This is a genomic window from Streptomyces sp. NPDC086549, from assembly GCF_044746205.1.
In the GTDB taxonomy this organism is placed as follows: Bacteria; Actinomycetota; Actinomycetes; order Streptomycetales; family Streptomycetaceae; genus Streptomyces.
Genome location: NZ_JBIVBS010000030.1, coordinates 23694 through 47661, shown reverse-complemented (window position 1 = coordinate 47661; position 23968 = coordinate 23694). Strand labels below are relative to the sequence as shown.

19 protein-coding genes and 3 pseudogenes are annotated in these 23968 nt (G+C 68.6%); 13 read left to right on the top strand and 9 right to left on the bottom strand.

Annotation, left to right across the window (positions count from 1 at the left end):
* Nucleotides 1-413 precede the first annotated feature (413 nt).
* From ACIPSA_RS47770 to ACIPSA_RS47750, 5 genes and pseudogenes are all read left to right on the top strand, one after another.
* Nucleotides 414-2720, top strand: a complete 2307-nt coding sequence (locus tag ACIPSA_RS47770) for a cache and HAMP domain-containing protein (RefSeq protein ID WP_402647664.1) — start codon at nucleotides 414-416, stop codon at nucleotides 2718-2720.
* Nucleotides 2721-2732: 12 nt separating this feature from the next.
* Nucleotides 2733-4010, top strand: a complete 1278-nt coding sequence (pgsB, locus tag ACIPSA_RS47765) for a poly-gamma-glutamate synthase PgsB (protein WP_402647661.1) — start codon at nucleotides 2733-2735, stop codon at nucleotides 4008-4010.
* A complete protein-coding gene (locus ACIPSA_RS47760) occupies nucleotides 4007-4489 on the top strand; it encodes a poly-gamma-glutamate biosynthesis protein PgsC/CapC (protein ID WP_402647659.1) in 483 nt (160 codons plus the stop codon). The genes pgsB and ACIPSA_RS47760 overlap by 4 nt, the downstream gene beginning before the upstream one ends.
* 81 nt (nucleotides 4490-4570) lie before the next feature.
* Nucleotides 4571-5608 carry a C40 family peptidase gene (locus ACIPSA_RS47755; RefSeq protein ID WP_402647656.1) on the top strand — a complete coding sequence of 346 codons (1038 nt, stop codon included), beginning with the start codon at nucleotides 4571-4573 and terminating at the stop codon, nucleotides 5606-5608.
* Between the two features lie 279 nt (nucleotides 5609-5887).
* A pseudogene (locus ACIPSA_RS47750) lies at nucleotides 5888-6165 on the top strand (protein-arginine deiminase family protein); the annotation flags it as partial.
* A 514-nt stretch (nucleotides 6166-6679) separates the two neighbouring features.
* Here the strand turns inward: ACIPSA_RS47750 and ACIPSA_RS47745 are convergent.
* The 3 genes from ACIPSA_RS47745 to ACIPSA_RS47735 all read right to left on the bottom strand — a co-directional run bounded on the left by ACIPSA_RS47745 (nucleotide 6680) and on the right by ACIPSA_RS47735 (nucleotide 10386).
* On the bottom strand, nucleotides 6680-7786 hold the full coding sequence (locus tag ACIPSA_RS47745; protein ID WP_402647654.1) for a sensor histidine kinase: 1107 nt from the start codon (nucleotides 7784-7786) through the stop codon (nucleotides 6680-6682).
* Nucleotides 7787-7797: 11 nt separating this feature from the next.
* Complete coding sequence (locus ACIPSA_RS47740; protein WP_402647651.1) at nucleotides 7798-8460, bottom strand: response regulator; 663 nt, start codon at nucleotides 8458-8460, stop codon at nucleotides 7798-7800.
* 915 nt (nucleotides 8461-9375) lie between these two features.
* Entirely contained in the window at nucleotides 9376-10386 is a 1011-nt protein-coding gene (locus tag ACIPSA_RS47735) for a helix-turn-helix transcriptional regulator (RefSeq protein WP_402647650.1), read from the bottom strand.
* A 166-nt stretch (nucleotides 10387-10552) separates the two neighbouring features.
* Between ACIPSA_RS47735 and ACIPSA_RS47730 the strand changes: the two genes are divergently transcribed.
* Nucleotides 10553-10975 carry a VOC family protein gene (locus ACIPSA_RS47730; protein WP_402647647.1) on the top strand — a complete coding sequence of 141 codons (423 nt, stop codon included), beginning with the start codon at nucleotides 10553-10555 and terminating at the stop codon, nucleotides 10973-10975.
* 553 nt (nucleotides 10976-11528) lie between these two features.
* Here ACIPSA_RS47730 and ACIPSA_RS47725 read toward each other — a convergent pair.
* Nucleotides 11529-11993, bottom strand: a complete 465-nt coding sequence (locus ACIPSA_RS47725; protein ID WP_402647645.1) for a nuclear transport factor 2 family protein — start codon at nucleotides 11991-11993, stop codon at nucleotides 11529-11531.
* Between the two features lie 219 nt (nucleotides 11994-12212).
* On the opposite strand from ACIPSA_RS47725, the gene ACIPSA_RS47720 reads away from it, so the two are divergent.
* Nucleotides 12213-13097, top strand: coding sequence for a helix-turn-helix domain-containing protein (locus ACIPSA_RS47720; protein WP_402647643.1), 885 nt, complete (start codon nucleotides 12213-12215; stop codon nucleotides 13095-13097).
* A 221-nt stretch (nucleotides 13098-13318) separates the two neighbouring features.
* Here the strand turns inward: ACIPSA_RS47720 and ACIPSA_RS47715 are convergent, their stop codons facing one another.
* Entirely contained in the window at nucleotides 13319-14590 is a 1272-nt protein-coding gene (locus tag ACIPSA_RS47715; RefSeq protein ID WP_402647640.1) for a hypothetical protein, read from the bottom strand.
* A 557-nt stretch (nucleotides 14591-15147) separates the two neighbouring features.
* Here ACIPSA_RS47715 and ACIPSA_RS47710 point away from each other — a divergent pair.
* From ACIPSA_RS47710 to ACIPSA_RS47700, 3 genes and pseudogenes are all read left to right on the top strand, one after another.
* Nucleotides 15148-16923 carry a pectin acetylesterase-family hydrolase gene (locus ACIPSA_RS47710; RefSeq protein ID WP_402647637.1) on the top strand — a complete coding sequence of 592 codons (1776 nt, stop codon included), beginning with the start codon at nucleotides 15148-15150 and terminating at the stop codon, nucleotides 16921-16923.
* A gap of 83 nt (nucleotides 16924-17006) precedes the next feature.
* Nucleotides 17007-17477, top strand: a pseudogene (locus tag ACIPSA_RS47705) (transposase); the annotation flags it as partial.
* An 8-nt stretch (nucleotides 17478-17485) separates the two neighbouring features.
* A complete protein-coding gene (locus tag ACIPSA_RS47700; RefSeq protein ID WP_402647706.1) occupies nucleotides 17486-17866 on the top strand; it encodes a hypothetical protein in 381 nt (126 codons plus the stop codon).
* Nucleotides 17867-18181: 315 nt separating this feature from the next.
* Here the strand turns inward: ACIPSA_RS47700 and ACIPSA_RS47695 are convergent, their stop codons facing one another.
* The 3 genes from ACIPSA_RS47695 to ACIPSA_RS47685 all read right to left on the bottom strand — a co-directional run bounded on the left by ACIPSA_RS47695 (nucleotide 18182) and on the right by ACIPSA_RS47685 (nucleotide 21670).
* Nucleotides 18182-19834, bottom strand: coding sequence for a hypothetical protein (locus tag ACIPSA_RS47695; RefSeq protein WP_402647635.1), 1653 nt, complete (start codon nucleotides 19832-19834; stop codon nucleotides 18182-18184).
* 310 nt (nucleotides 19835-20144) lie between these two features.
* Nucleotides 20145-20534 carry a hypothetical protein gene (locus tag ACIPSA_RS47690; protein ID WP_402647632.1) on the bottom strand — a complete coding sequence of 130 codons (390 nt, stop codon included), beginning with the start codon at nucleotides 20532-20534 and terminating at the stop codon, nucleotides 20145-20147.
* 134 nt (nucleotides 20535-20668) lie between these two features.
* On the bottom strand, nucleotides 20669-21670 hold the full coding sequence (locus ACIPSA_RS47685; RefSeq protein WP_402647629.1) for an ArsR/SmtB family transcription factor: 1002 nt from the start codon (nucleotides 21668-21670) through the stop codon (nucleotides 20669-20671).
* 229 nt (nucleotides 21671-21899) lie between these two features.
* Between ACIPSA_RS47685 and ACIPSA_RS47680 the strand changes: the two genes are divergently transcribed.
* The 3 genes and pseudogenes from ACIPSA_RS47680 (at nucleotide 21900) to ACIPSA_RS47670 (ending at nucleotide 23444) form a co-directional block, all read left to right on the top strand.
* Nucleotides 21900-22412, top strand: a complete 513-nt coding sequence (locus ACIPSA_RS47680) for an amidohydrolase family protein (protein WP_402647626.1) — start codon at nucleotides 21900-21902, stop codon at nucleotides 22410-22412.
* A gap of 10 nt (nucleotides 22413-22422) precedes the next feature.
* Nucleotides 22423-22587, top strand: a pseudogene (locus ACIPSA_RS47675) (DoxX family membrane protein); the annotation flags it as partial.
* Between the two features lie 470 nt (nucleotides 22588-23057).
* Nucleotides 23058-23444 carry a hypothetical protein gene (locus ACIPSA_RS47670; protein ID WP_402647624.1) on the top strand — a complete coding sequence of 129 codons (387 nt, stop codon included), beginning with the start codon at nucleotides 23058-23060 and terminating at the stop codon, nucleotides 23442-23444.
* A 117-nt stretch (nucleotides 23445-23561) separates the two neighbouring features.
* Here the strand turns inward: ACIPSA_RS47670 and ACIPSA_RS47665 are convergent, their stop codons facing one another.
* Nucleotides 23562-23846, bottom strand: a complete 285-nt coding sequence (locus ACIPSA_RS47665) for a hypothetical protein (RefSeq protein ID WP_402647621.1) — start codon at nucleotides 23844-23846, stop codon at nucleotides 23562-23564.
* Between the last annotated feature and the right edge of the window lie 122 nt (nucleotides 23847-23968).

Sequence of the window (23968 nt, the reverse complement as noted above, 5' to 3'; positions counted from 1 at the left end):
GCCGATCGGCAGGGGTGGACCGGCCGATTGGGGGGTGGACAAGACCAAGCAAATACAAAAGAATTCCCGGGGATAAGTATCGGATCAGCCGGTCAATTCATTCAGATCTGTTGCATCGGAGTCGGATCCTCAATCGGCACCTCCTTCGGAGGGAAACGATTTCGCGCCTTGCGTGGATCTTCGCGAATCGCAGCATTCCATCCATCCGGACAAGCCCGGAAATCTCAACGAATCTGCAGGTCAAAGGAATGATTAGGCTGTCGGGCAGGGTGCGTATACGCCACTCGGCGGCCGCGGGGTGAGAACCGTCACACTCTAAAAATAAACCGGACCCGTATATCCGTCGTCAGGCAGGTCAAGAACTTCTATTCATTGCTTCGTGAACCATGGACGGAGCCCGGAAAGGATTCTTCTTGACCACCACTCGATCCCCGATACCCAAGCGGCGCGGAACTCGGCGTCGGGCGGACATGGCCTTGTTTGGGGGAGTGCGCCCGCCGCTGGCAGCCCTGCTCGTTCTGCTGGCGCTTGTCGCGGGCATCACGGTCTTCGCCGTCGGGAGCGATGCCGAGCGAGGCGTTCCCGAGGCCGTGCTCAGCTCACAGCAGCACATCGCCGAGGACGGAGCGCTCGCGCTGCGGGCTGCAGTCGACGAGAGCGTCTCCGATCTGCGGGGAGCAGCGGCCGATTTCGGTGACTCCAAGGCCGTACCGGCAGACAAGTTGCTCACCTTGCTCGACCGGGCCTACCGCAAGTGGCGTGGTACCGCTGTCGTCGATATGTCCACCGGACGGCTGGTCGCCGCGCGGGGCGAAGACGTACCGCTGGGGAAGGTGGACCTCCGTGGGCTGCCGGCGAACCCGCCTCCGAGGCTGGTGCAGGACGACTCGGGCGTCACCCGGCTGCTGGTCTTCGCGACGCTGTCGCGAGTCGGTGGGCAGGAGTTGCTCGTCGCTTCCCAGAGCCTCAAGGTGCCGAGCATCACCGTGGGCAAGGATCACACTCTTCACGTGGTGGACCGTGATGGGGTGACCCTGACCTCGGCCGGGCCGGGGTCGGGTACGGACCGAGCCAAGGCGCTGGCGGGTGCCGCCGTCCGCGCGGCGGCGGGCAAGGGACCGTCGGACACCGCGGCTGCCGGGGGCTTCGACGGCCCGAGTGGCAGCCTCGTCGGGTCCGAGGAAGGCAGCAACCGTATCGCCGTCGGGTATGCCGGAGTGTCCGGGGGACTTGCCGCGCAAGCGAGTCCGAGCAGCTCGCTCGGGCTGACGGTCGTCACGGCGGTGCGAACCGACCGTGATTCGGCCGGGACTGGTGACCTGCGCCTCGCCCTCCTTGCCGCGGGTGCGTTGCTGACCCTGGCGGCAGGGGTTACCGCTGTCCTCAGGGTGTTGCTGCAGCGTCCTCTGCTGCGGTTGCATCTCGAAGCGCGCAGACTCGGTCAGGGCGACTTCGCGAATCCCGTCCGTGTGCCCCGCTTCGGGGAACCTGCCCGAATCGGTGCCGCGTTGGAGGCGCTACGACTTCAACTCAACGGTGACCGTGGGCAGTTGCAGGACACGGTGAAGAACGGACGGCGTAGGTACCCGGGTCTGCCCGGGCCGCGTGCCGGCCGGCGCCGACTCGGGCTGCGTACGATTCTGGTGGTCTGCCTGTTCGCTCTGCTTACCTGGTCCGCGTCGATGCTGATGACGCTGGGCAGGACATGGCCCCACACAGCCGCTGTCGTACCGCGCTTGCTCTCCGATGACCAGCGGCAGCGCACCGAGTCGGCCGCGGACCGCGTCCGCAGGGCAATCAACGAGGGGTACGCGGATCTCGCACATCTCGCCACCGTGATCGACAATGCCCGGCCGCAGGAGATGCGTAAGGTCCTCGACAGTTCCATGGAGCAGCACGGCCGGTACCGGGCCCTGTACGTCGTCGACGGCGCCGGCAAGATCCTCGTCCGCGTCGGGGAAGATCCTCGTACCACGACGAAGGTCCGCGTCACTCCCGGTGTCGTGCAGACGAACACCTCCGGCAAGGAACCGGTCATCGCTGCCGTCGCCGCCCAGTCGGCCCAAGGCGCGCGATCGAGGGCCGAACGTCACTATGTCGTGGGCGAGCTCAAGGTCGAGTACCTGGTCGGCCTCGTCACCCGGCCCGGTCTCGGCTCGGTCTGGCTGGTGGACTCCGCTCAGAGGGTCATCGCGTCCAACAAGGGTTTCGTGGCCTTCGGCCAAGTTCCCGACGCCCGGCTGCGGGCCCCGCTGGAGACCGCGCGCAACACCCAGGGTTCCAGTGAGCTGCTGCTCGGCTGGAGGAATCCGGCAGTGGCCGCCGTGGCGCCGTTCAAGGAGAACCTGGGTGTGGCGAGCGCACTGGACTGGCGGGTCGCCTCGATCAGACCGATGTTCTGGATCGGGCTGCCGGAGTACGAGGCTCAGCGGCGCATCATGCTCGTCGGTCTGCTGGGCCTCACCGCGGGCGTCCTCTGCTTCGGCTGGCTGCACATTGTTGTCGTACGTCCGCTGCGCGAGGTCACCCAGCGCGCGGAAGCGTTGGCAGGCGGAGACCGAAGGACGGTGGTCTACCCGCGCTACCACGACGAGGTGGGATCCGTTGCCCGCAGCCTCGAACTGATCAGACAGCGGCTCCCGCTCGCCGACGCGCCGTCCAAGCCAGGGTCCTCAGACGGGCCGGCCGCGTCCACGCCTGTGTCCGGGACCGGATCCTAGGAGCTGACCACTGTGCTCTTCCTGTACTGCGTCCTCGTGACGTGCTGCGCCGGCCTGCTCGCCGCGGGCGTTGTCGAGCAGCGCCGCCATGATGCGAATCTGGCCGACATACCCACCCGTGTGCTGGTCAACGGCATTCGCGGCAAGAGTTCCATCACCCGGCTGTGCGCGGGCGCCCTGCGGGGCAGCGGCCTGGTGACCGTCGCCAAGACCACGGGCACCGCGGCCCGGTTCATCCACCCCGACGCCACCGAGGAGCCCGTCCACCGGAAGTTCGGCATCGCCAACGTCGTGGAGCAGATCGGAATCGTCCGGCGGGCCGCCACATACCATCCGGATGTCCTGGTCATGGAGTGCATGGCCGTCATGCCCGCGCTCCAGGAGATCAACCAGACCAAGCTCATCCGGTCCACCATCGGCGTGCTGTGCAACGTCAGGGAGGATCACCTCGCCGAGATGGGACCGACCCTGGACGACGTGGCGCGCTCTCTGTGCCGTTCCCTGCCGGAGGGCGGCGTCTGTGTGACCGCGGAGAAGGATCGCTTCCACATCCTCCAGGAGGAGGCGGACGCCCGGGATTGCAGGCTGATCCGTGCCGATCCGGATTCGGTCACCGACGACGAGCTGCGCCGCTTCAGCTGGTACACCTTCAAGGAGAACGTGGCCATCGCGCTGGCGGTCGCCGAACTTCTGGGCGTCGACCGCGAGACCGCGCTGAAAGGCATGTACGCCGCGCCGCCGGACCCAGGTGTGCTCTCCGTCGAGCGGTACCGCACCCCCGATGGGAAGCGGCTGCGGTTCGCGAACGTCTTCGCCGCCAACGACCCCGAGTCGACACTGATGAACATCAACCAGCTGCTCGAACTGGGAGCCGTCCACCGCCCGCTGCACGTCGTCATCAACTGCCGTCCCGACCGCGTCGAGCGCAACGGGCAGATGGGCGCCCTGATCCCCGAGCTCGCCCCGGAGACGGTGTTCCTCATCGGCCATCCCACCAAGTCGGCCGCCGACGCCATACCCTCCCACTGGAGCGGGGACGTCGTCGACCTCGGCGGCGACCGCCGCGACCCCGACCGGCTGACCGCAGACCTGCTCGCGCACCTGGGCCCGGATTCCTCCCTCGTCGCCATCGGCAACATCCATGGACAGGGCGAACTCTTCCTGGAGCGGCTCACCGCACTCCCGCCCGAACACCCCGAACACCCCGATCACTCCGCCGGCACGAACGGAGCCCCCCACTCCGTCTCGCCCGGCTCTCGTCCCAACTCCCCCCACGGAGAGTCCCATTGATCCCCGCAGTGCTCACACCTCAGATCGCCGCCCTCGGCATCGCGCTCGGTCTGGTGTTCTCCCTCCTGTGCTACCTGACGACGAACCTCTCGCCGGGCGGAATGATCACCCCGGGCTGGCTCGCCCTCACCCTGGTCGAGGACCTGCGCCGTGCCGCCTTGGTCGCGGGGGCGGCAGGTCTGACGTATCTGCTGACCAGGCTGCTGCAGCGCTTCGTCATCCTGTACGGCAAGCGGCTGTTCGCTGCAGTTGTGCTCACCGGCGTCGTGCTCCAGGCCGGGCTGTCCCTGCTGCTCCAGCAGGAATTCCCGCTGCTGTTCGCCCACCAGGCTCTGGGGTTCATCGTTCCCGGGCTCATCGCCTATCAGCTCCAGCGGCAGCCCAAAGTGGCGACGGTTCTCTCCACCGGCACGGTCACCTTCGCCACCTACGTGATTCTGGCGTCCGGGCTGCTGCTGGGTGCCCTGCCCAAGACGTGAGCCGCCCCCATGACACGTGGCGACATCTCCCCCTCACCTGACCGGAGTTGATCAGTGAAGCGCTTCATACGGAGAATCCGGATGTTCCCGGTGTCCAAGAACGCCGCCCTGTTCCTGGTGACAGCCGTCATGCTTGCCGCGAGTTGCGTGCTGACCCTCCAGTTCAAGCATCGTACCGACCACCCATCGGCGTCGCAGGCCGTCGGCATCCGGGCCGGGAGCGGTCCGCTGGACTATGAGCGGATCGGCAACCCCGCCCGTACGGTGGCTCGCGACCGGCACGGCACGGTCATCGCCACATTCACCGACGGCGCCCGCACGGCCGTGCTGACAGGGCCGAGCAGGACCTTCATGGAGCCGAGAACGACGGACGCCAAGGTCGTCACCAACAGCTGGGTGCGGCTGCTGCCCAAGGCATGGGCCCGTGGTGCGGAGCAGAGCGACTGGTTCAAGGACTGGCTCAAGACCCGGCTCGGCAGCCGCGATCCCGACATCCTCGTCACGGCCTTCGACTATGTAGCGGGTGCCCCGGACCGGAGGAACGCAGCGGGACTGAGGTACAGCGGTCCCGCCCGATACGGGCCCAGGATCATTGACGATTCTGGCCGTGCCCGGCGAGGAAAGCGGCGCATGGGGTCGGACTTCTACGACTACTTGGGCGTCCCATGGACCTTCCCCGACGGAGTCGTCCGCCGCCCCGAGAAGGACCGCCGGCGTTCCATCGACTGCTCCGGCTATGTGCGGCTGGTCTACGGGTACCGGTCGGGGCTTCCGCTGAACAGCAGGAACAGTCCATCGGGCAGCGGGTTGCAGCGGACCGCCGACGGGATCGCCCATGGGCCGCTGGGCGTACAGGTGATTCCGCTCACCGACCGGCGTCCCGACGTCATCCAAGGGCTCCAGCCCGGCGATCTGGTCTTCTTCAGGACACGAAAGCTGTCCGGCGGCCGGATCGGCCATGTCGGCATCTACCTCGGTCTGGACACGGACGACCACCCACGCTTCATCTCCAGCCGGAAGATCGCCAACGGCCCCACGATGGGCGACAAGGGCGGTACCTCGCGGCTGGACGGTGAGGGCTACTACGCGCGGGGGCTGCGGGGAGCGAGGCGCCTCTGACGGGTCCGACGGCCGTACGGCTGATGAGAGCCGCCGCTCTGACGCAGACACCCCTCGACGTCGTCGTCGCTGAACTCGCCTGGAACGGCCTCGTGTTCCGCTCCAGGCGCTCGTCGCCGAGTTGAGCCCGACTGTCAGGGCCGGAGGCCGGATACCTCATCGATGACAGTACATACCCGGAGCCTGCCTGGTGATTCACTGAAAGGCGGCGATGAAGGCGCTGGGTTTGCGGTATCCGACTGCCCGGCCCGTCACCTTAAGCACCTCCCCGGAAACCAGGCCGCCACCGCTGCCCCGACCGTGACGACAAGCACCTACGTCCCGGCTGTCGACGGCATCGCTCCTGTACCCGCTGTCTCGCACCGCGCCAGTGGGGTCCGGTCAACGGCGGGAAGGACATCTTCACCGTGGCGGTCACGGCCGCCTACGCACGGGGCGGCCCGATGGTCTCGTACATCGACGACTGGGACACGTACCACCTCGGTCGGGGAGAGGGCCACTGCGGCACCAACCCCCTGCGCGACGTGTCGGCTCGCTGGTGGCAGCCGAAGACATGACCCGGCGCAGTGGACGGTCCGCGCCGCTCCGCCCCGCCTGGTGGCCGCGCCGGTGCCCCATGCAACGGGGGGTTGTCCGGCCGCCCCACGCGTCATCGTCGGGGCGTCGTGCCCGTCGGCAGGACGGTGGTGCCGGCCCGGCCCCGGCCCCCGGTGCCAGGTCGGCACCGAGGCCACTGACCGATGAAGGCGTACCGTGCGAAGACACGAAAGGTCACACCGGTCACCGGCAGGCCGAGCAGGAGCTTCCGCACACCTGCATCCTTCGCCCGGGGTTCCGTGTGAGTCCGAGGCATCCCGGCCCACGCCTCCCCGCAGGACCCGAAGACGTGGCTTGTCCTGCGAGTACGGTCCGTGCGATCGCCGATTGCGCAACAGCACGCGGTGCACGCGTGGAGTTACCGGCGTGAGCACCTCAGTCCTGGTCGATGGCGCCGTGCCCTGGCACGAGTGGCCACGACGCCGAGTTCCTTGGCGGCCTCGAACTGCTTCTTTCGGGGCGATGGTGTGCGCGTCAATCCGTTCGGGCCGGAATCCGCAGGCTCACCCGGTAGCCGCCCTCGGGCGTGGGTCCGGCTGTGAACATGCCCTGCAGGATCTCCGCACGCTCCCGGAGACCGATCAGGCCGTGCCGCGATCCCGGCAGCAGCAGAGACGGCCTGGTCGACGCGGTGTTGGTCACCGTGACACCGACGTCGTCGCCCTCGTGCCACAGTTGTATGTTCGCCTTTGCTCCGGGGGCGTGCTTGCGCACGTTTGTCAGCGCCTCTTGCACCGCGCGGTAGATCGCGCGTTGGGTCGGCGTGCCCGTGGGGTGGTGAAGGTCCCCTTGGAGTGAGGCGTCGATACCGCTGGAGGCAACGAGCGTCTTGAGGTCGGCGAGCGTGGGCTGGGGAGTGAGGTCGGTCGGGTCGCCGCCGGAAGCACGCAACAAGGTCACCATGGTGCGCAGTTCGTCGAGGGTGGCGACGCTCAGTGAGCGGATGCTGCGCGCGGCCCGCTGGGTATCGATGTCCTTGGCCGAGACCTGGAGGGCGCCCGCCTGCACTGCGATGAGGCTGACCTGGTGAGAGACGACATCGTGCATTTCCCGGGCCAGCTGGGCCCGCTCGTGGGCGAGCACCGCCTCTGCGTGCAGGATCCGTTCGTGCTCCCGGGCCTCCTCGATCTCGACCAGACGGCGGGACAGGTCCCGTCGTGCCTGGGTGAGTTGGCCCAGGAAGACGGGTGCCGCACCCGTCGCGAGGACATAGGCGAAGTACACGAACGTCCACACCCGGTCGTCCGCGTCTAAGTCGGTCCACGCTCCGTCGACCGTGCTGCCAACCGCGAACAGGACGGCACACCCGGCGGACAGAACGCGGCTGCGGGAGCGGTCGGCCAGCGCGAACAGCGCCGTTACCGGGGCGGCGACGAGTTCCTGGAGCACCGTGGCAGGCAAGGTGAGCAGGAAGGCGGTGAGGGGAAACCGCCGGCGAAGGGCCAGGGCCGCGAGTGCGAGGAGGTCCAGCGCCAGTTCGAGGGGCGTGGTGGCGTCGGCGCCGAGCCACATGTCCAGTGCTGCGACGCCGATCAGCCCCGCAGTGATGAGTGCGTCCGCAAGGCGACTGCGGGAAGCCATCGGCCGCTCGCTCACCCGGTACTCCGGGGAGCGTCGCCGCCCTGCAGAAGGCCGGCGCGCTGGGCGATCAGCGCGGCCTGGACCCGACTGGTGACCCGCAGCTTGGTGAGGATGGCACTGACGTGCTCCTTGACGGTGCCCGCGCTGACGTGGAGGCGTGCTCCGATCTCGGCGTTGGACAACCCCTCGGAGACGAGTTCGAGCACGTCCCGTTCGCGGCCAGTGAGACGGGCCAGCACCGCGGCCGAGCCGTCGTCTCCATCGGGCCAACCGTGGAGCAGCGTTCGGGAGGCCTTGGGCGACAGGACGACGCCGCCCGCGGCCAGGGTGCGTACCGACTGGACGAGTTGCTCGGGCTCGATGTCCTTGAGGAGGAAGCCGGCCGCACCGGAGCGCAGAGCAGCGAGGACGTACTCGTCGGTGTCGAAGGTCGTGAGCACTGCCACCACGGGGGCCTTCGACAACGTGCGGAGTTCACGCAGCACCGTCAGGCCGTCGACGTCCGGCATACGGATGTCGAGCAGGACGACGTCCGGGCGTGTCTCACGAGTTCTGGCAGCTGCCTCGGCACCGGTGGCCGTTGCGACGACGTCGACGTCGTCAGCCGTGCTGAGGATGAGTTCGAAGCCGGAACGGACCAGGGCCTCGTCGTCCACCACCACTACCCGAATCACGCTCGCTCTCCTGCCTCCGCCACTGCGACTCACAGCTAAGAGGCGTCTGGGGGTCCCGGGGTTGCACCGCCCGGAAAGTCCGGCCACGTGGGGCCGTCAGAGGGTCACCGTTCGGCCGTCGTCGACAGCGGGGAGCAGTTCCGTGCCGTATCCGGCGCGCACCCGCGGGCACGGAACATTCCCACGGGTACGGGGGAGCAGACTGGATGACCTGCGGTTTTATCTCAGAGAATGTGGCATTCGATGCAGTACCGTGCGTTCCGGCAATAGGTGCCTGGTCGAGGTCGAGGCAGTCAGCCTCCGACGGATCCCACTGGTGACAACCATCGGAGGACTCCTCGGCGTGTGTCCGGCCGCGACGGGACGACGGTGCGGGCCTCACACCCGTGCGCGGATTGAAGTGCCTTCGCGGTGCTGGGTGGGATGCTCAGGATTTCCGCGATCTCCACGTGGGAGAAGTCTGCGACGTAGGTCAGGTGTGCAACGATCGCGAGCTTCCTCGGGAGTTGCTGCGGTGGCCGCCCTCCGCGGAAGCTGAGCTAGGCCGTACTCGCCTGGCTCGGCCCAGCCCCCGCTCTCTGGACGCCGCGGTACATCGGCGCCGCCGTCGCCGAGTTCCGCGCCGAGGGCCACGAGATTCGCGACGACGACGTCGACCGGCTCAACCGCTCAACCCGCTCAAGAACCGCAACCGCAACATGCGCGGCCGCTACAGCTTCACCACCTCCCCCCGACGGCACTCTGGACTGACGGGCAGGCGTAGCCCAAGGCGCTGATCAGTTTGCCGACCGTCACCTTCGTCAGTAGCTTCGAGGCCGTCGCGGGCCGCTCTCCGGGGTCTGCGACGGCCGAGTCCACCCAACAGGCCGTGCGGTGAGCGCGTGCTGTGGGCGTTGCCGGTTGCCGTGGTGGGTTTCAGCGTGAGGTGTCGGTGCCTGGTGTCGGAGCTGATGGGGGTGTGTCCGCGGCGTTGGCGTATCGCGCGGCGAGTTGGGCGAACGCACTGGTCAGTTGTGGTGGGCCGATGACTTGGATGTCGGTGTCGAAGCGGCCGACAGCGGCCGCGAGGCCGGTCCACGACCAGGAGCCGAGGGTGAGGCGACAGCGGTCGGGGCCGAGTGCTTCGACGATTCCGTCCTGTGCGAAGGGGGCCACGGCCTGGGCAGGGAGGTTGAGGATGACCTCGCCGCGGCAGGGCCAGTCGCAAGCGGAGCCGTCGGTGCCCCGGAACCGGCCGATGATGAACGCGGTGACACCGCCGCCGGGCAGTTCGCGTGGGGTGAAGCGCGGCCCGGTTGGGGTGCGGGGACGTATGCGGTCGGCGCGGAAGGTGCGCCAGTCGTCGCGGTCGAGGTCCCAGGCGATCAGGTACCAGTGGCCGCGCCAGGTGACGAGGTGGTGGGGTTGTGTCCGGCGGGGTTGCCCGGCGGGGCCTGTGGCGTCGTGCCCGTAGTCGAAGCGCAGCTCCTCACGGGCGTGGATGACGCGGCTCAGCTCCATGAGGAGTTGCGTGCCGGCTGTAGAGGTGTTACCGCTCTCGGGTGGCTGAACGGCAGTGACCTGCAGCATGTCGATGCGCTGGCGCAGTCGGGACGGCATGACCTGGCGGATCGCGGACAGGGCCCGTGCGGCGTCTTCGCCGATCGTGGTGCTGGTGGCCGCGGTCTGCAGGGCGAGGGCCAGGGCGACGGCTTGGCCGTCGTCGAACAGCAGCGGGGGCAGATGCGAGCCGGCATCCAGGCGGTAGCCACCGGAGGGCCCCTTGAAAGCGAGGATCGGGTAACCCAGTTCCCGCAGGCGGTCGATGTCGCGGCGCACCGTGCGCGGGGTGATGTCGAGCCGCTGGGCGAGGTCGTCACCAGACCAGTCGCGATGCGTCTGAAGCAGCGAGAGCAGCGCCAGCAGGCGCGAGGACGTCTTCTGCATGCTCACCATTCTGCCCGCAGTACAGGACAGAACCTGTCCGCTACCCATGGAATGGTGGGTCTCAAGAACGCCAGAGAGGCCATAGCCCCTGGCCATGAGGTTGCTACCCGCAGGGCTCCGTCACTGCGGTGGTGCACCTCGCCGAACCGCGAGCAAGGAGAAGGCCATGTCTGTCACGACGACCACCCACCTGAACTTCCGGGGCGATGCGCGGGCGGCGCTGGACCACTACCGGTCCGTCTTCGGCGGACGCATCGCCGCCGTCACGTACAAGGACATGGGCAACGTGCAGAACGAGAACGAGGCGGACTGGGTGGTGTGGGGTGAGGTGGTGGGCGACAACGGCTTCCACGTCATGGCCTACGACGTGCCCTCCCAGCTGCCCTGGGACCAGGGCAGCAACCCGTTCTTCGTCTCCGTGCGCGGTGACGACACAGACGAGATCAGTGCCCTTTGGCAGAAGCTGGCAGAGGGCTCGACAGTGGTGCAGCCCCTCGAACCATCGCAGTGGGCACCGCTGTACGGCATGCTCACCGACCGCTTCGGCGTGACCTGGGTCCTGGACGTGGCGGCCCCGTACAACGGCTGATCCACACCCGGCAAGCAACACACGCTCTGCCTGGGCCGCCGCGCGGCGGCCCAGGCAGCAGCAATCGGGCAAGTGGACCGGGCATCATGCACATGCGACCACTGGGAGGAGATCGTCGGCAAGGCCCTTAACTGGCCGAGCGGGAGGCGCAGAGGAGTCGCACCGGAGTCAACAAGGTCAATCATCGCGTCCGCGTTCTTCTCCGCGCAGCTTGGCACCGGGAAGTGCCCGCCCAGGAACGCCTGCCGGGTCTCGGCCACAGGGGTTTTCTCGTACTCGCGCAGGGGTGGTGCGGTGTCGAGCGAGCTGCCGAAGCTGTTGGGGGTCGCGCCCGGCTCGATGATGGTCAGGGCCATGCCGAACGGCGCGATCTCGCGGGCGACGGTCTCGCAGAACCCCCTCGATGCCCCACTTGGAGGCGTGGAAGTAGCTGAGGCTGGGGTAGGTCGTCTGACCGCCCGCGGTGGACACCTGCAGGATGTGGCCTCGGCTCTGGGCGCGCAGGTGCGGGAGGGCATGAGTCGGCCGAGCTGCTCGCGCTGCCGTGAGGCCACTACGCCGGACTCTGAAGACTGTCGTCGTCAGCGGGGGCGCCCGCCTCGGCGCGCGCGTAGAACGCGGCGAGCTCGTGAGGGTTCTTGGTGTAGACGTCGATCTTGCGTACTGTGCCGTTCTCGACCTGGAGGATCTCGACCATGGTCAGCGGGAAGTCCTCACCTGTGGTGTGGGCCGTGAGCGTTCCGGTGAGCGTTCCGATGACGCCGGTCGGGCCTTCGAACACCTCGGCGTCGGTGATGGCGACGTTGGCGTAGCCCATCATCGTGCCCAGGATCGACTGCACGAACACCTCGCGGCCCCGGTGCACGCCGCCGTAGGGGAGCTGGTTCGGCTCGTCGACGATCACCTCGGGGTCCAGCTTCGCCAGGACACCCGGCACGTCGCCCTTGCTCAGCGCGTCGTACAGCCCTCGCACGACATCCGCGGGGCTCTGCGTCACCGACTCGCTCTGGTTGCTCATCTCGTACGCCTCTTCGGTCTGGTTCAGTTACTCAAGCCCTCATGTGGAACTTGGTACTGGAAAGGTCGGCCGGCGGGGTGTGTTCGTTCTCGTACCGGTCGCCCCGGGGGATCGGGGCACGCACCATGCAACGGGAGACGGCCGGGTGGGGGGAGTCTTTGCTGTGAGGGGTACTGGCAGGGTCCCCCACCCATCGCGCGGGCTGCCTACCCTGTCCTCATGGGAAACCCGGACGCAGTCAGCGCCTTCCTCCGCTCTCGACGCGACAGGATCACCCCCGAGCAGGCGGGTCTGCCGACGTACGGACGGCGGCGGGTGCCCGGACTTCGCAGGGGTGAGGTCGCGACACTCGCCGGGGTGAGCGTCGAGTACTACACCCGCCTGGAGCGCGGCAACCTCAGAGGGGTCTCCGACAGCGTGCTGGACGCCCTCGGCCAGGCTCTGCGGCTGGATGCCACCGAGCGCATGTATCTGTACGACCTCGCCCGCGCTGCCGGACCGGCGCCCGAGGCGCGGGCACGGCAGCGGGAGGTTCGGCCGGCGGTGCGGCCGAGCGTGGCGAGGATCGTCGAGGGGATGCCGGAGATGCCGGCGTTCGTGATGAACAACCGCCTCGACGCGCTGGCCGCCAACCCGCTGGGCCGAGCCCTGTACTCGGAGATGTATGCCGACCCGGCCTGCGGGGCGAACGTAGCCCGGTTCGCGTTCTTCAGCACCGCAGCCACGCGGTTCTACGCCGACTGGGAGCGCATGGCCCGCTTCGCCGTGGGCGCGCTGCGCATCGAGGCGGGGAAAAGCCCCTACGACAGGGAGTTGTCGAACCTGATCGGTGAACTGTCCACCCGCAGCGACGCCTTCCGCGTGATGTGGGGGTCCCATGACGTGCATGTCTTCCGCGAGAGCACGAAACGCCTCAACCATCCACTCGTCGGCGACCTGGAACTCGATCAGGAGACCATGAGCCTGCCGGACGAAAGCGGCCTGAGCGTGGTCGTCTACAGCGCGCCCCCCGGAACCGCCGCTGAGGACGGCCTGAAGCTGCTCGCCAGCTGGTCCGCCACGACCGGACAGAAGCAGGACGCGGATTCCACGAGTAAACCATGACGCTGTCCGCCTGAAGCCGATGGTCCGGCCGTCGGCGGGAACGGCCGCAAGGCGGGCCGCTTGCGGCGTGTCCAATCCGGCAGCGTCGCCTGCACCCGGCGGCGGAACGACGAGATTGACACCTGCAGCTTGTGCCAGTGGCCGCAACAACGCTCCCGGGGAACGCGACCGGCCAGGAGTCCGCATGGGACACCGTGGCCGGTCGTGTGCGCTGAGCGGGTTTACAGCTGTGGCTGCGGCATCCGTTGCCAGCTGAACGGGCCGTAGGTTGTGTCGGTGACGGCGTAGTTGGTGTTCGGGTCTGCGGTCAGTTTCAGCCACTCAAGCGGGGTGGTGCTGCCGTGCACGACGATCCGGTGGAAGTTGGAGACGTTGTAGTACGGGTGCTCGTTCCACGCATTGTTTCCCGGGTCGTGAGCGCAGACGCTGGCGCCGGTGGCCGGGTCCGTCTCGCCGGTGCACGTCGCGGTCGGCGACAGCGGGTTGTCCGAGCGGTACAGGTGCGAGTCACTGTTGAGCATCAGCACCGGGCGGCCGAATTCCGTCGTCTTCGCTGAGACTTCGCTGATGATCGGCTCGTAGTTCGTCAGGTGGTTCTTGGTCTTGCCGTCGAGGTCCCACATGTCGGCTTGTGCCGTGATCACCATGGCCTTGGCGTGCTTGGCCCTCGCGTCGGCGAAGGCGGCATCGAGCCAGCGGACGTCGGCCGCGGTCCGGTTGGTCCGCTCGTCGGTCTGTGCCTGAGTTGCGGTCGGCACCTTGTACCAGGGGTCGGTGTCGTTGTTCGAGCCGCCCGGGACGTTGATGGTCACGAAGACGATGTCGTTCTGCGCCCACATCACGTTCTCGACGTACTGCGCGTCGCCCGGGTGGCTCGGGTCGTAGGCGGTGGCCTGGGACACCACGTTCAGTGTCCCGCTGCCGAGGGTGTGGCCGGGCTGCGCGAAGAAGTCCTGCCGGACTTTGGCGAGGTTGTCGAGCGGATCGCCACAGTGGTAGCTGACGCAGTCCGCCGTGTTGGTCGACAGGCCGGTCGTGCCGATGTAGTTGATCGCACCGGAGGCCGAGTCGTAGACGCCCCCGCCCTGACCGGGTGAGGTGAGGCTCGACGCCTTGTGGCAGTCGGCCCACTCGTTGTCGCCCGGCGTGTAGACGAGCGGCTTGGTGAAGTTCTGCCACGCGGACGCGATCGAGGCATCGTAGTCGTCGGTGCAGAACTCCTTGCCCGAGTGGATGTCGCCCACGTGGACGACATCGCTGATCGTCGGGTCACCGTCAATGGTGCCGATGAATGCCGGGGTCTTCTGGAACTGCGAGGTGTCGGCGGCCTGCCCCGCAGGCGCGTACCCCGACTTGCCGTACGGTGAGTCGCCGAACACGGCGAGCGTCAGTGGGCTGCCGGCCGCCGATGCCGTGGCGACCGACCCCACGGAAGAGGCAAGACCGACAGCGACGAGCGTGACAAGCGCGCACTTCAGCGTGCGTCTCAACATGCGTCCCTCTTTCACAGGTCCGGTTGAGGGGGGCGCTCCAGTGAACTGGACCCTCAGGGAGCGTGACATGGCATCAATGGCGACCTGGGGATGACGAGTAAGCGAAATTCCTGCCGCGCGGGTCGGCCGGCCGCGTCCGCCGGCCCACGAGAGCAGCAGGTCGGGGAGCGACGCGAACCCGCATATGGCGTAGGAACAGCGGGAGTTGTCGATCCAGTTGCCGGCGCCGGGCACGGAGTCGTACGTCCAGCTGCAGGGCACTGGCGCGCTGGCATGGCACTCCTTGATCGTGTCGGTCGACCAGTCCTTGACGGGTAGCCACTCGTCCACGAGCCGCGCACTGTTGGCCTGCACGTACGGAAGGCAGGGTGCTGGCGGAGAGCAATACTCAGGCGTGCCAAATGCCTCCAAGGGCCGTCACGATTTGTGATGGGTTGTTAGGCTTCTCGACTTTCGGCGTTCTGACAGGTTTGGGTGATCAGGCTGCCTCATCCGTGGGTCGACCTGGGCTGGCGGATTCTCGGCGTACCCGCCCCGGCCACGAGCACGGCCTGCTGATGAACACCAGGACCCTGTTCCCGCTGCTGCGGTCCACCGCGCACGCCATCACATGGCGGCCGATGCTGGTCGGCGCGGCCCTGGCATCGGCCATCCTGCTGGTACCCGAGGCGCTGACGGCGAGGCTGACCGCTACCCACCTGACGACGCTGGCCCGCATCGCGGCGATCTGCGTCGCGCTCGGCGCGGCGTTCCTCCTCGACGACCCCGCCACCCGCAGCACCCCCGCGGTGCCGACCGCGCGCCTGGCCCGCAATCTGGTTCGGGTCACCCTGGTCGTGCCGGCCGCCGCACTGTGGTGGACGCTCACTCTCGGCCTGGCGAAGAGGACCGGCCACCACGCGGCTGCCGCACACCTGCCCGTTGCCGCGTTGACGCTGGAGGCGGTGACCCTGCTGGCCGCCGCCCTCGCCCTGGCCGCCATCGCACAGCGGCGCACCGCCGACGGGAACACCGGCGTCATCGCGGCGCCGGCCGTGCTGCTGCTCGCTGTCGTCGCCTGGCTCCTGCCGCACCCGGCGGCACTGATCCTCACGCCCACCGATCCACGCTGGACGGCGTCGCACTACCGCTGGACCGCCGTCCTCGCGACCACGCTCGTGGCGTTCCTGTGGGCCGGCCACGAGCGGGAACGGCGGCGGGTTCCGCGCGGATGGCGGCTCACCGTCGTCGCCGTTGTGGTGCTGCTGGTGGGCGGGGGTACGGCGTTGGCCTTCCTCGGTGACAGTGAACAGCGCACCGCGCCGCAGTCCGGGGGCCTCGACACCGGAACGCACGTGTGGAGACGGATCGTGCCGGGAGGACACTGCCGGTGTGCCAACGGCGGCAGGTTCTCCTTCTGGGAACGGCAGGCCGATCCGACCAGGGTCGTGCTGTTCCTGAATGGCGGAGGCGTTTGCTGGGACGCCACGATGTGCGCCTTCACCAGCACCGGCCAGCAGGGCGAGAACGACTTCTACGACTGGAACGACCAGGGCGGCGAGAGACCGTACGACCAGAGGTCCGGCTTCTTCGACCTGACCCGGGCCGACAACCCGTTCGCCGGATACTCGATCATCTACGTGAGTTCCTGCACCGGCGACGCGCACCTCGGCAATGTCGCCCAGAAGTACTCACCGACGCTGACCGTCCAGCACCGCGGCTATGTCAACGGCATCGCGGCACTCGACTACCTCGCCACGCACTATCCGAGCGCCGCCCAGGTCGTCGTCATAGGCAAGACCGCGGGGTCGATCGCCGCTCCCCTCTACGGCGGCCTGGTCGCCGACCGGCTCCCGCACGCCAAGGTCACCGTGTTCGGTGCACAGTCCGGCGCCTGGCCCGACAATCCCGACTTCAACGCCAAGGTCCTCGGCAAGGCGTGGGGGGCCTATGACGCCGTGCCAGCCTGGGCGGTCGACGGGCTCACCGTCCGTAACTGGGGCATACCCCGGTTCTGGGTCCAGGCCGCCCATCATGCTCCTCAACTCGTCCTGTCCCGCTTCGACCACGCCTTCGACCCCCACGCCGCGGTGGAGGTGACCAGATGGATGCCCGGGAACCCACCCAACCTCCTGGCCATCATCGACGCCAACGAGAGAGCGATCGAGGCCGCCGGGGTGACCCTGCACAGCTATACGGCGCCCGGCGACGGCCACGGACTCTTCGAGTTCGACAGGTTCTACGACCTCAAGGTCCACGACGTCCGCTTGATCGACTGGCTCAGACAGCTTGTAACCGGCAAACCGCCCAGCGATGTCCACTGCGACAAATGCAACCAGCGACGAGGCGGGTGATGTGGCGTCATCTGGCCGCGATGGCCGGCGACAGCTGAGAAGCATCGGCGGTGCTTCTGTCGCCTCCGGGGAGGGGCCCGCCGATGCTTCCGGATCCGACCGTACCTGCTTCGCTGCTCGCCGTGTTGGGGTTGGTGCGCGGCTGCTTCACCGCGCCGACGCCCCGCACCTTCGCCGCGCTGGTGGCGGGGCTGATCGCGCAGACGGACCGGCGCACGGTGACTGGGATGCTGCCCGGTGCGGCGTTGACGCGGACCTGGTCTCACGACCGCGCCCACGCCTTCTTCTCCAGCGCCCGCTGGAGTCCTGACATCCTTGACGTGTCCCTGCCTCATCTGGTCGTGCGGTGTTTGCTGCCCGAGGGCGCGGTGCTGACCGTGGCGGTGGACGACACGCTGTTCAAGCGGCACGGGAAGAAGGTGCACGGTGCGGCCTGGCAGCAGGACGGCGCGGCCAGGGGATCCAGACCGGCGGGGCGCGGGACCTGCTTCGTGGTGGTCGGTATCGTGGTTCAACTTCCGTTCTTGGCAGGGCCGGTGTGCCTGCCGGTGATGGCCCGGCTGTGGCGCCCGAAGCAGGAGCAGTCCAATGGCGCTGGTCGATCGAGGTCACCTTCGCCGAGGCCCGCGACCTGCTCGGGGTCGGCCAGGCTCAAAGCCGCACTCGCCACGCGGTGGAGCGCACCGTACCGTTCGGGCTGTACTGCTACACGATCACCGTGGTCTGGTGCACGCTGCATGGACACCACCCGGCCGATGGCGCCGCCCGCCGCGAGAAGGCCCCGTGGTACACCACCAAGGCCGAGCCGTCCCTGTTCGACATGGTCGCCAAGCTCCGCCGGGTAATCATCGCCGTCCGATTTACGCCCATCAGCCCAGGCCGACCCACGGATGAGGAAATCCGCGCCGTCCAGCAGGCGTGGGCCGCAGCCAGCGCAGCCTGATCACCCAACCCTGTCAGAACGTCGAAAGTCGCCGGCGAGGTACAGCACGTCGATCAAGTCCCGGGGGATGAGGCCGTGTTCGCTGCCGTCCTGGGCGGCGAAAGCGACCGGAACGCCCACGCCCAGGGCGCGGTCCGCTCCAGCCACGGCAGCGACTCGGTCGGGGGCGCCGCAGTGTCGATGGGGACGCCAGGGGCCACGGCCCACAGGCAGTGGTTGCGCCGTAGCGGTCGACGGTCGCCTTCAGCCACGTGAACGAGGCCTCGGCGCCGGGTCGGCCCTTGCCGAACTCGCCGTTAGGGCGGGCGTACAGGGCTACAGGCCCGCCCGGGTCAGCAGCCACTCCATGCGCTCGACGGGAAGGAACGGTGAGGCACCGGCGGCCTCCGCGACGCGCTCCGAGGAGTCGGTGAGGAGTCGGAACAGGGATGGGAGCGGGAGATTGCGGTGGGGCGCGACCGCGCGGCGGACGCGGTCTTCGGGGTCGGAGGCCAGCCTCTCGGCGAGTTCCGACGGCAGATTCGGATCGCGGGGCGCGAAGGAGCGGAGCCGGGGTTCAGGGTCGGTGGCGAAGCGGCGCAGGGCTTCCGAGGGGAACGTCAAGACCTCCTCCTTGTCCCACCAGAACGTGAACTTGTCCCGTCGGCGGTAGCGGCGCTCGATGTTCTCGGCGGTCGCGGGATCAACCAGGTGTGGGGCGGTGCGCGCCATGGTGAGGCGGACGATCTCCTCCTCGTCGTCGAGCAGTTGGGCCACCGCCTTGGCGGGAAGGGCCTCGCTGACGGCCGCTGAGACTCGGAAGCTGACATAGGGCGAGTCGATGTGCGGCAGCGGATCGGCCGTAACCCATTGCAGGCGCAGGATCCGCAGCTCCGTGCGTGCGGCGACGTCTTGACACCACTGCAGGACTGTTGCGGCGTCGGCGTCGGGGCTCGGGGCGGCCATTGAACGCGAAAGCTCGTGGACCGAGGTGTGGATCTTCGCCCGCACGTGCTCCGGCGTGTCAGGCCGGGCGAAGACCTTCACCCGGACGCTCAAGGCCGGATCGACGGCAAGGAGATCGCGGACCGACGGCGGCAAGTCGGGATGCCGGGCGAGCTCAGCGCGCACCTCGCTGTCCGGATCACCAGCGAGCTGCTGCAGAGTGTCCGCGTCGAGAACGGCGTGAATCACCGCGCCCGCCCGAGTCACAGCATCCGCCAACAGCGTCGGCAGTAGGTCTGAGGGCGGTATCGGATGCGGCCCATGCGCGAAGTAGGTCGAACAGGCCGCAGCGCGGACCTTGGCCTCGGGATCGGTCAGCAGGATCCGACGGATCGCTTCCGGCGCTTGTGTCCAGTGCTTCGCCAGCGCGGCACGGATCGCGGGGTCGGAGTCAGCGGCGAGGCGGGCCCGGAGGTCGGGCGGCGTGTGATGACCCTGGGCCAGGTACTCGCGGACCTGTGGGTCGGCATCGTCGATGAGCTGCTCCAGCATCTCCCTCGGTGCGGTCGCGGCGCGGATAACGAGCGCGGACCGCACTGCCTTGTCCCGATGGGCGGCCAGACGGATGCGGAACCGGTCCGGCAGCCGGTCGTTGAGCGCCAGGCTGTGCAGGAGCCAGTGGTCGTCGATCGCGATGATCTCGGCGAGCATGTCCTCGGTGAGGTCCGGACGCCTCGCCACCTTCCCCCCACCCCGCCGCCATGCGAACAGTCGCCGGACCATGGGAGCCGGCAAGGCGGAGTTCATCGCCAACCCGTCCATCACCTTGTCGAGGTGGACCGGAGTCAGGGAGTCGGCGTCCATGCGGTCAGGATGCCAGGCGGGCTTCGACGCGACGCTGCCGGGCTGCCACACCGCGATGTGCGGGGGTTGCGGCGGATCGGCGTCCGACCGTCCCTTCAGGAAGGCGTGATCCCAGGTGAGGGCGCGCAGTTCCTCGGTTCGGGCACCGGTCAGCGGGGCCATGACGATGTACGGGTGCATCAAGGTGACTCGCTCCGCTCACCGCACGCGGCCCGGCCCCCGGCCGGGCCTGCGCTTCTGTCTACGCCCCGCTCCAGGCCGGCCGACGCCCGTGCCGCAAGGTTCTCCTCGCGAGAGCGAAGGGTGCGCTGACGCAGACTTCAACGCGCCTGATCCGCTGCTGCCCTGCGCGGCGCCCACCCAGCTGAACTGAGTGTGCTGGTCGGCCTACCTGCGTACTGGGACAGCAACGCCGTCGCTGGGCCCTGCGGCGCCCGGCCGCTTCCTCAGCGCGGCCGGGCGCCCCTGTCTGCCGCAAGCGCACCTTGGTTCAGTAGGCGACGAGCCCCCGGACCTGCGAGGTGTTGAAGACGAGCCAGAACTTGGTGCCGTCCTTCACATCTGTGGCTGCGAGCCCCCAGGTGTTGGCGTAGACGGTGCGGTAGCTGTTGCAGTAGTCGTCGCCGCTCGTCGGCGAGAAGCAGGTCCGCACCTGAACCGTTGTAGTGATCTTCACGTTGATGTCGTCGCAATACGACGTCGTGTAGCGGTAGTTGGGGTCACCTGCGGGCCAGTGCCAGTTGTCGTCGGTGCCGGTGATGGTCTTGGCGCTGCCGTAGCAGGACGTGGCCGCGGAGGCCGGTGATGCGGGGGCGAGCAACAACACCCCGGCCACGGCGGAGGCCGCCGCGGTGAGCGCGATCATCCTTCGTCTGTTCATGACCCTCCCCTTTGATGTACGCGGGCTCTCCGCGCTGGGAAACTGCACGCGCCCAGTGTCGCGAGGCGGAGTACGGGCCACAACACTCTCCAATCCTGCTGCGAAAGGACTGTTCACAAGGGAGGTGGAGCGGCTCAGCGCGTGCCGGATCGCACGCAGGGGGCGCCGTTGTGTTCCAGCAGGCTTAGTCCCAGCGCGGTCGCGGTGTACAGGGTGCGTGGTCCGTCCGGCACCGAGGTCGCCAGCCCGGCCTCGCAGAGCACGTTCAGGTGGTAGCTGGTGATGCTGACCGACTTGCCGGCGCGGCGGGCCAGTTCCCCGCAGGAGGCGCCGGCAGCAGCCGCCCGCAGCACGGCTGCCCGGGTGGCGCCGAGCAGGGTGGCGAGTGCGTCGCGGCCGGTGCCCTCCTGAGGAGTGCCCCACCACTGGGGGGTGCGGTGGACCGGGTAGACCACGACGGGGGGCAACGCCGGGTCGATCCAGGTGACGGGCAGGCGCCAGCAGAACGCGGAGGGGATCAGCAGCAGCCCGCGGCCGTCGAGATGCACATCGCGATCTTGCGGGTAGTCGGCTTCCAGCACTGGATTCTGCCAGCGCAGGTAGGGCCGGAGGCTGTCGAGCACGGAGGAGATACCTCCCGACATGAACGCCCGGGCCCGCAGCGCCTGGTCGGCGGCCACCAGAGCCTCGACGCGCGCCCAGTAGGGCCCGAGCACGTGCGTGTAGTAGCCGTCGAGGGCGTGGCCAAGCAGGGCCAGGCCCTCACGCTCGCCGCGGAGGAGCGAACCCGCCCAGGCGGGCAGAGGACCCAGCGCCGTGAGCTCGCGCGCCAGGCGGTCCCGCGGTGTCGACAAGACGGCGTCCAAGCCTGCCTCGATGCCGTGTTGGCCGGCCAGGGGGGTGAGCAGATCCGGGAAATCGCCCTTCGGGGGTGCGAGGGTGCGGACCATGCCGCCCAGCCAGGGCGGGAGCGTCCGCAACCGGCCGAGGGCGTCGCCGCGCCATCGGTCGAACACCGCACGGCCGTCGCGGTTGCCGAGCAGGTTCGCGCTCAGCACCAGTTCCCACAACGGATCCGGATGGGCTGCGACACGGGTTCTGCCGAGATCGGCGGCAGTGAAATGAAACCGCAGCACGCCCACCCGGTGCCCCCCCTTGAGCGAAATTGCGCGGGGCCTCACTCATCCGCGCTGAGGTCAACTCTTGACTGCGGACAACGGCTTGACAAGCAGCGTGGCGCCGGAGCCCCCGCCGGTGCGCGCCGTGCTGGAGCGCGGCCTGACCGTCGGCGCTGGTACCGACGCCACCCGGGTCTCCTCCTAGAACCCCTGGGTCGTCCTGCACTGGCTGGTCACAGGCCGCACCGTGGGCGACCTGGCGATCTACCCGCCTCAGAACCGCGTCAGCCGCGAGACCGCGCTGGAGATGCACACCCAGGCCGGCGCCAAGCTCACCGGCGAACGGGACGTCAAGGGCATCCTCGCCCCCGGCTACTACGTCCTCGCCATGCTCTCCGACGACTTCTTCGCGGTCCCGGAGCAGGACATCCCGCACATCGAGTCGCTCCTGATCATCACCGGCGGCCGCGTCGTCTACGCCACCGGCGAGTACGAGGGCCTGGACGAACAGTTCCCGCCGGTCACCCCTCTGTCGAGTCCGGTGGGCCACTTCGGCGGCCACCGGGCCACCGTCAAGCCCAGCATCTCGGGCGCACGCCAGGCCGAGCTCGTCGGCCAGGCCGTCGCCGAGTCCGAACAGCGACGGCAGTGGCGCGCCGCCCGCGGCTTCGCCCCGAAACCGCACCGGAGATCTTCGACGCCTGCTTCGTGCTGTAACGCGCCGCAACCGAGCGCTGCCGCACCACCTACCCGTGCTTGAGGAGAGTGTGATGAACACGGGATTGCTCATCCTGAGGTTGGCCGTCGGTCTGCTGTTAGCCGGGCATGGGCCCCAGAAGGTCAGCCACCGCCTCGGCGGCCACGGGGTAGACGGCGGAGCGGCGGAGTTCGAAGCGGACGGGTTCCGCGGCGGCTGCCTCACTGCGGCCGCCGCGGGAGGCGGACAGATCACCGCGGGCCTGCTGCTGTGCGCGGGAGCACTCACGCCCCCTGGCGGCCACCATCGCGGCGGGCGTGATGACCGTCCCGGTCACGGTGAGGTGGCGCAACGGGCTCTGGGTGCAGAACGACGGCTACGAGTACCCGCTCATGCTGATCATCCTCCCGGCCGTACTGACACTCACCGGACCCGGCCGCTGGTCCCTCGACCAGGCCACGGGGCTGCTTTCCCTGGACCCCCTGGTGGACAGCCGCCACCGGCCTCGGCGTCACCAGCGGTCTGGCCACCTGCACCCTCCTCCACCGGCCGGACCTACCCTCCTGGCTGGGCCTCCCCGGTGACGGTGAGTTCGAGCCCGAGGTCGCCGGCCGCCAGATTGTCGCCAAGGTCGCCGCCGATGTCGAAGCGGGCAGGCCCACCGGCAGCGTCGTCTCCTACACCGACCTGGCCTGGACCCCGTACGCGTTGGCGGCGAAGGAGCGCGGGGCACTCCGGCGTCGTCCCATGTTCACTGCCATCGAACCCAGCGGCGTCCGCGAGGCAGACGGTTCCTTCACCCCGGTGGACGCGATCGTGTGGGCCACAGGTTTCAAGGCCGCCCTGGCGCACCTGGAACCTCTCGGGCTGCGCAACGAGTTCGGTGGGATCACGATGCGTGGCACCCAGGTGGGCGACGAACCACGCGTGCACTTGGTCGGCTTCGGACCGTCTCAGTCCACTGTCGGCTCCAACCGCTCCGGCCGTCAGGCAGTCAACAGCCTGTTGCGGCAGTGGAACGCCGCTTCGAACGGTCCGCCGAGCGGCTCAGGTTCCGCGGCAAGTGCATATGCAGGGGGGACCTCGAAGACCTGACCCGCCCCGTCGCCACTCCCGGCCGCAGGGCGATCGTGATCGCCCTGCGGCCGGGTATTCGGCATGGTATGGGCGCCTGGGGTGGCGGTCGTATTCCGAGGCGACCGAGAATCGCAATCAGCGGTAGTTCTCCTCGACGTACCAGGCGACGTCGTGGCGGCCGTCCTCCGGGACGGCCGAGAATCGAAACGGAATCGCGCGGCAGCGGTTGGCCCTCGGGAACAACTGAGGACACGGCTGTGTGCCTTCGGTCTTGTCCTGGTGGCGGGGTGGGGCGAGCACTCGGGGGCGGGTGCTGGACGATGGTGTCATGGGCGCGGCCGAGTTGTGACGGGGATGAACTGTGCCGGGTAGGCAGGTGGTGTCGTCCGGATAGAGGCTGTCCGGATAGAGGCTGTCCATGCTCTCGATGGAGGGGGGAGCGGCGGGGGAAGGCGATCCACTCGTCGTGGGGTTCCACGAGGACGGCGGCGGCCAGGCGTGACGGAGACGGGTCGTGTCCGTGAGCCGACTGTCGTCGGTTG

Bases quoted from the DNA above. Each gene is read 5' to 3' on its own strand.
- ACIPSA_RS47755 (WP_402647656.1), top strand. From the start codon at position 4,571: ATGTTCCCGGTGTCCAAGAACGCCGCCCTGTTCCTGGTGACAGCCGTC.
- ACIPSA_RS47745 (WP_402647654.1), bottom strand. From the start codon at position 7,786: ATGGCTTCCCGCAGTCGCCTTGCGGACGCACTCATCACTGCGGGGCTG.
- ACIPSA_RS47735 (WP_402647650.1), bottom strand. From the start codon at position 10,386: ATGCAGAAGACGTCCTCGCGCCTGCTGGCGCTGCTCTCGCTGCTTCAG.
- ACIPSA_RS47730 (WP_402647647.1), top strand. From the start codon at position 10,553: ATGTCTGTCACGACGACCACCCACCTGAACTTCCGGGGCGATGCGCGG.
- ACIPSA_RS47725 (WP_402647645.1), bottom strand. From the start codon at position 11,993: ATGAGCAACCAGAGCGAGTCGGTGACGCAGAGCCCCGCGGATGTCGTG.
- ACIPSA_RS47720 (WP_402647643.1), top strand. From the start codon at position 12,213: ATGGGAAACCCGGACGCAGTCAGCGCCTTCCTCCGCTCTCGACGCGAC.
- ACIPSA_RS47715 (WP_402647640.1), bottom strand. From the start codon at position 14,590: ATGTTGAGACGCACGCTGAAGTGCGCGCTTGTCACGCTCGTCGCTGTC.
- ACIPSA_RS47710 (WP_402647637.1), top strand. From the start codon at position 15,148: ATGAACACCAGGACCCTGTTCCCGCTGCTGCGGTCCACCGCGCACGCC.
- ACIPSA_RS47695 (WP_402647635.1), bottom strand. From the start codon at position 19,834: ATGCACCCGTACATCGTCATGGCCCCGCTGACCGGTGCCCGAACCGAG.
- ACIPSA_RS47690 (WP_402647632.1), bottom strand. From the start codon at position 20,534: ATGAACAGACGAAGGATGATCGCGCTCACCGCGGCGGCCTCCGCCGTG.
- ACIPSA_RS47665 (WP_402647621.1), bottom strand. From the start codon at position 23,846: ATGGACAGCCTCTATCCGGACAGCCTCTATCCGGACGACACCACCTGC.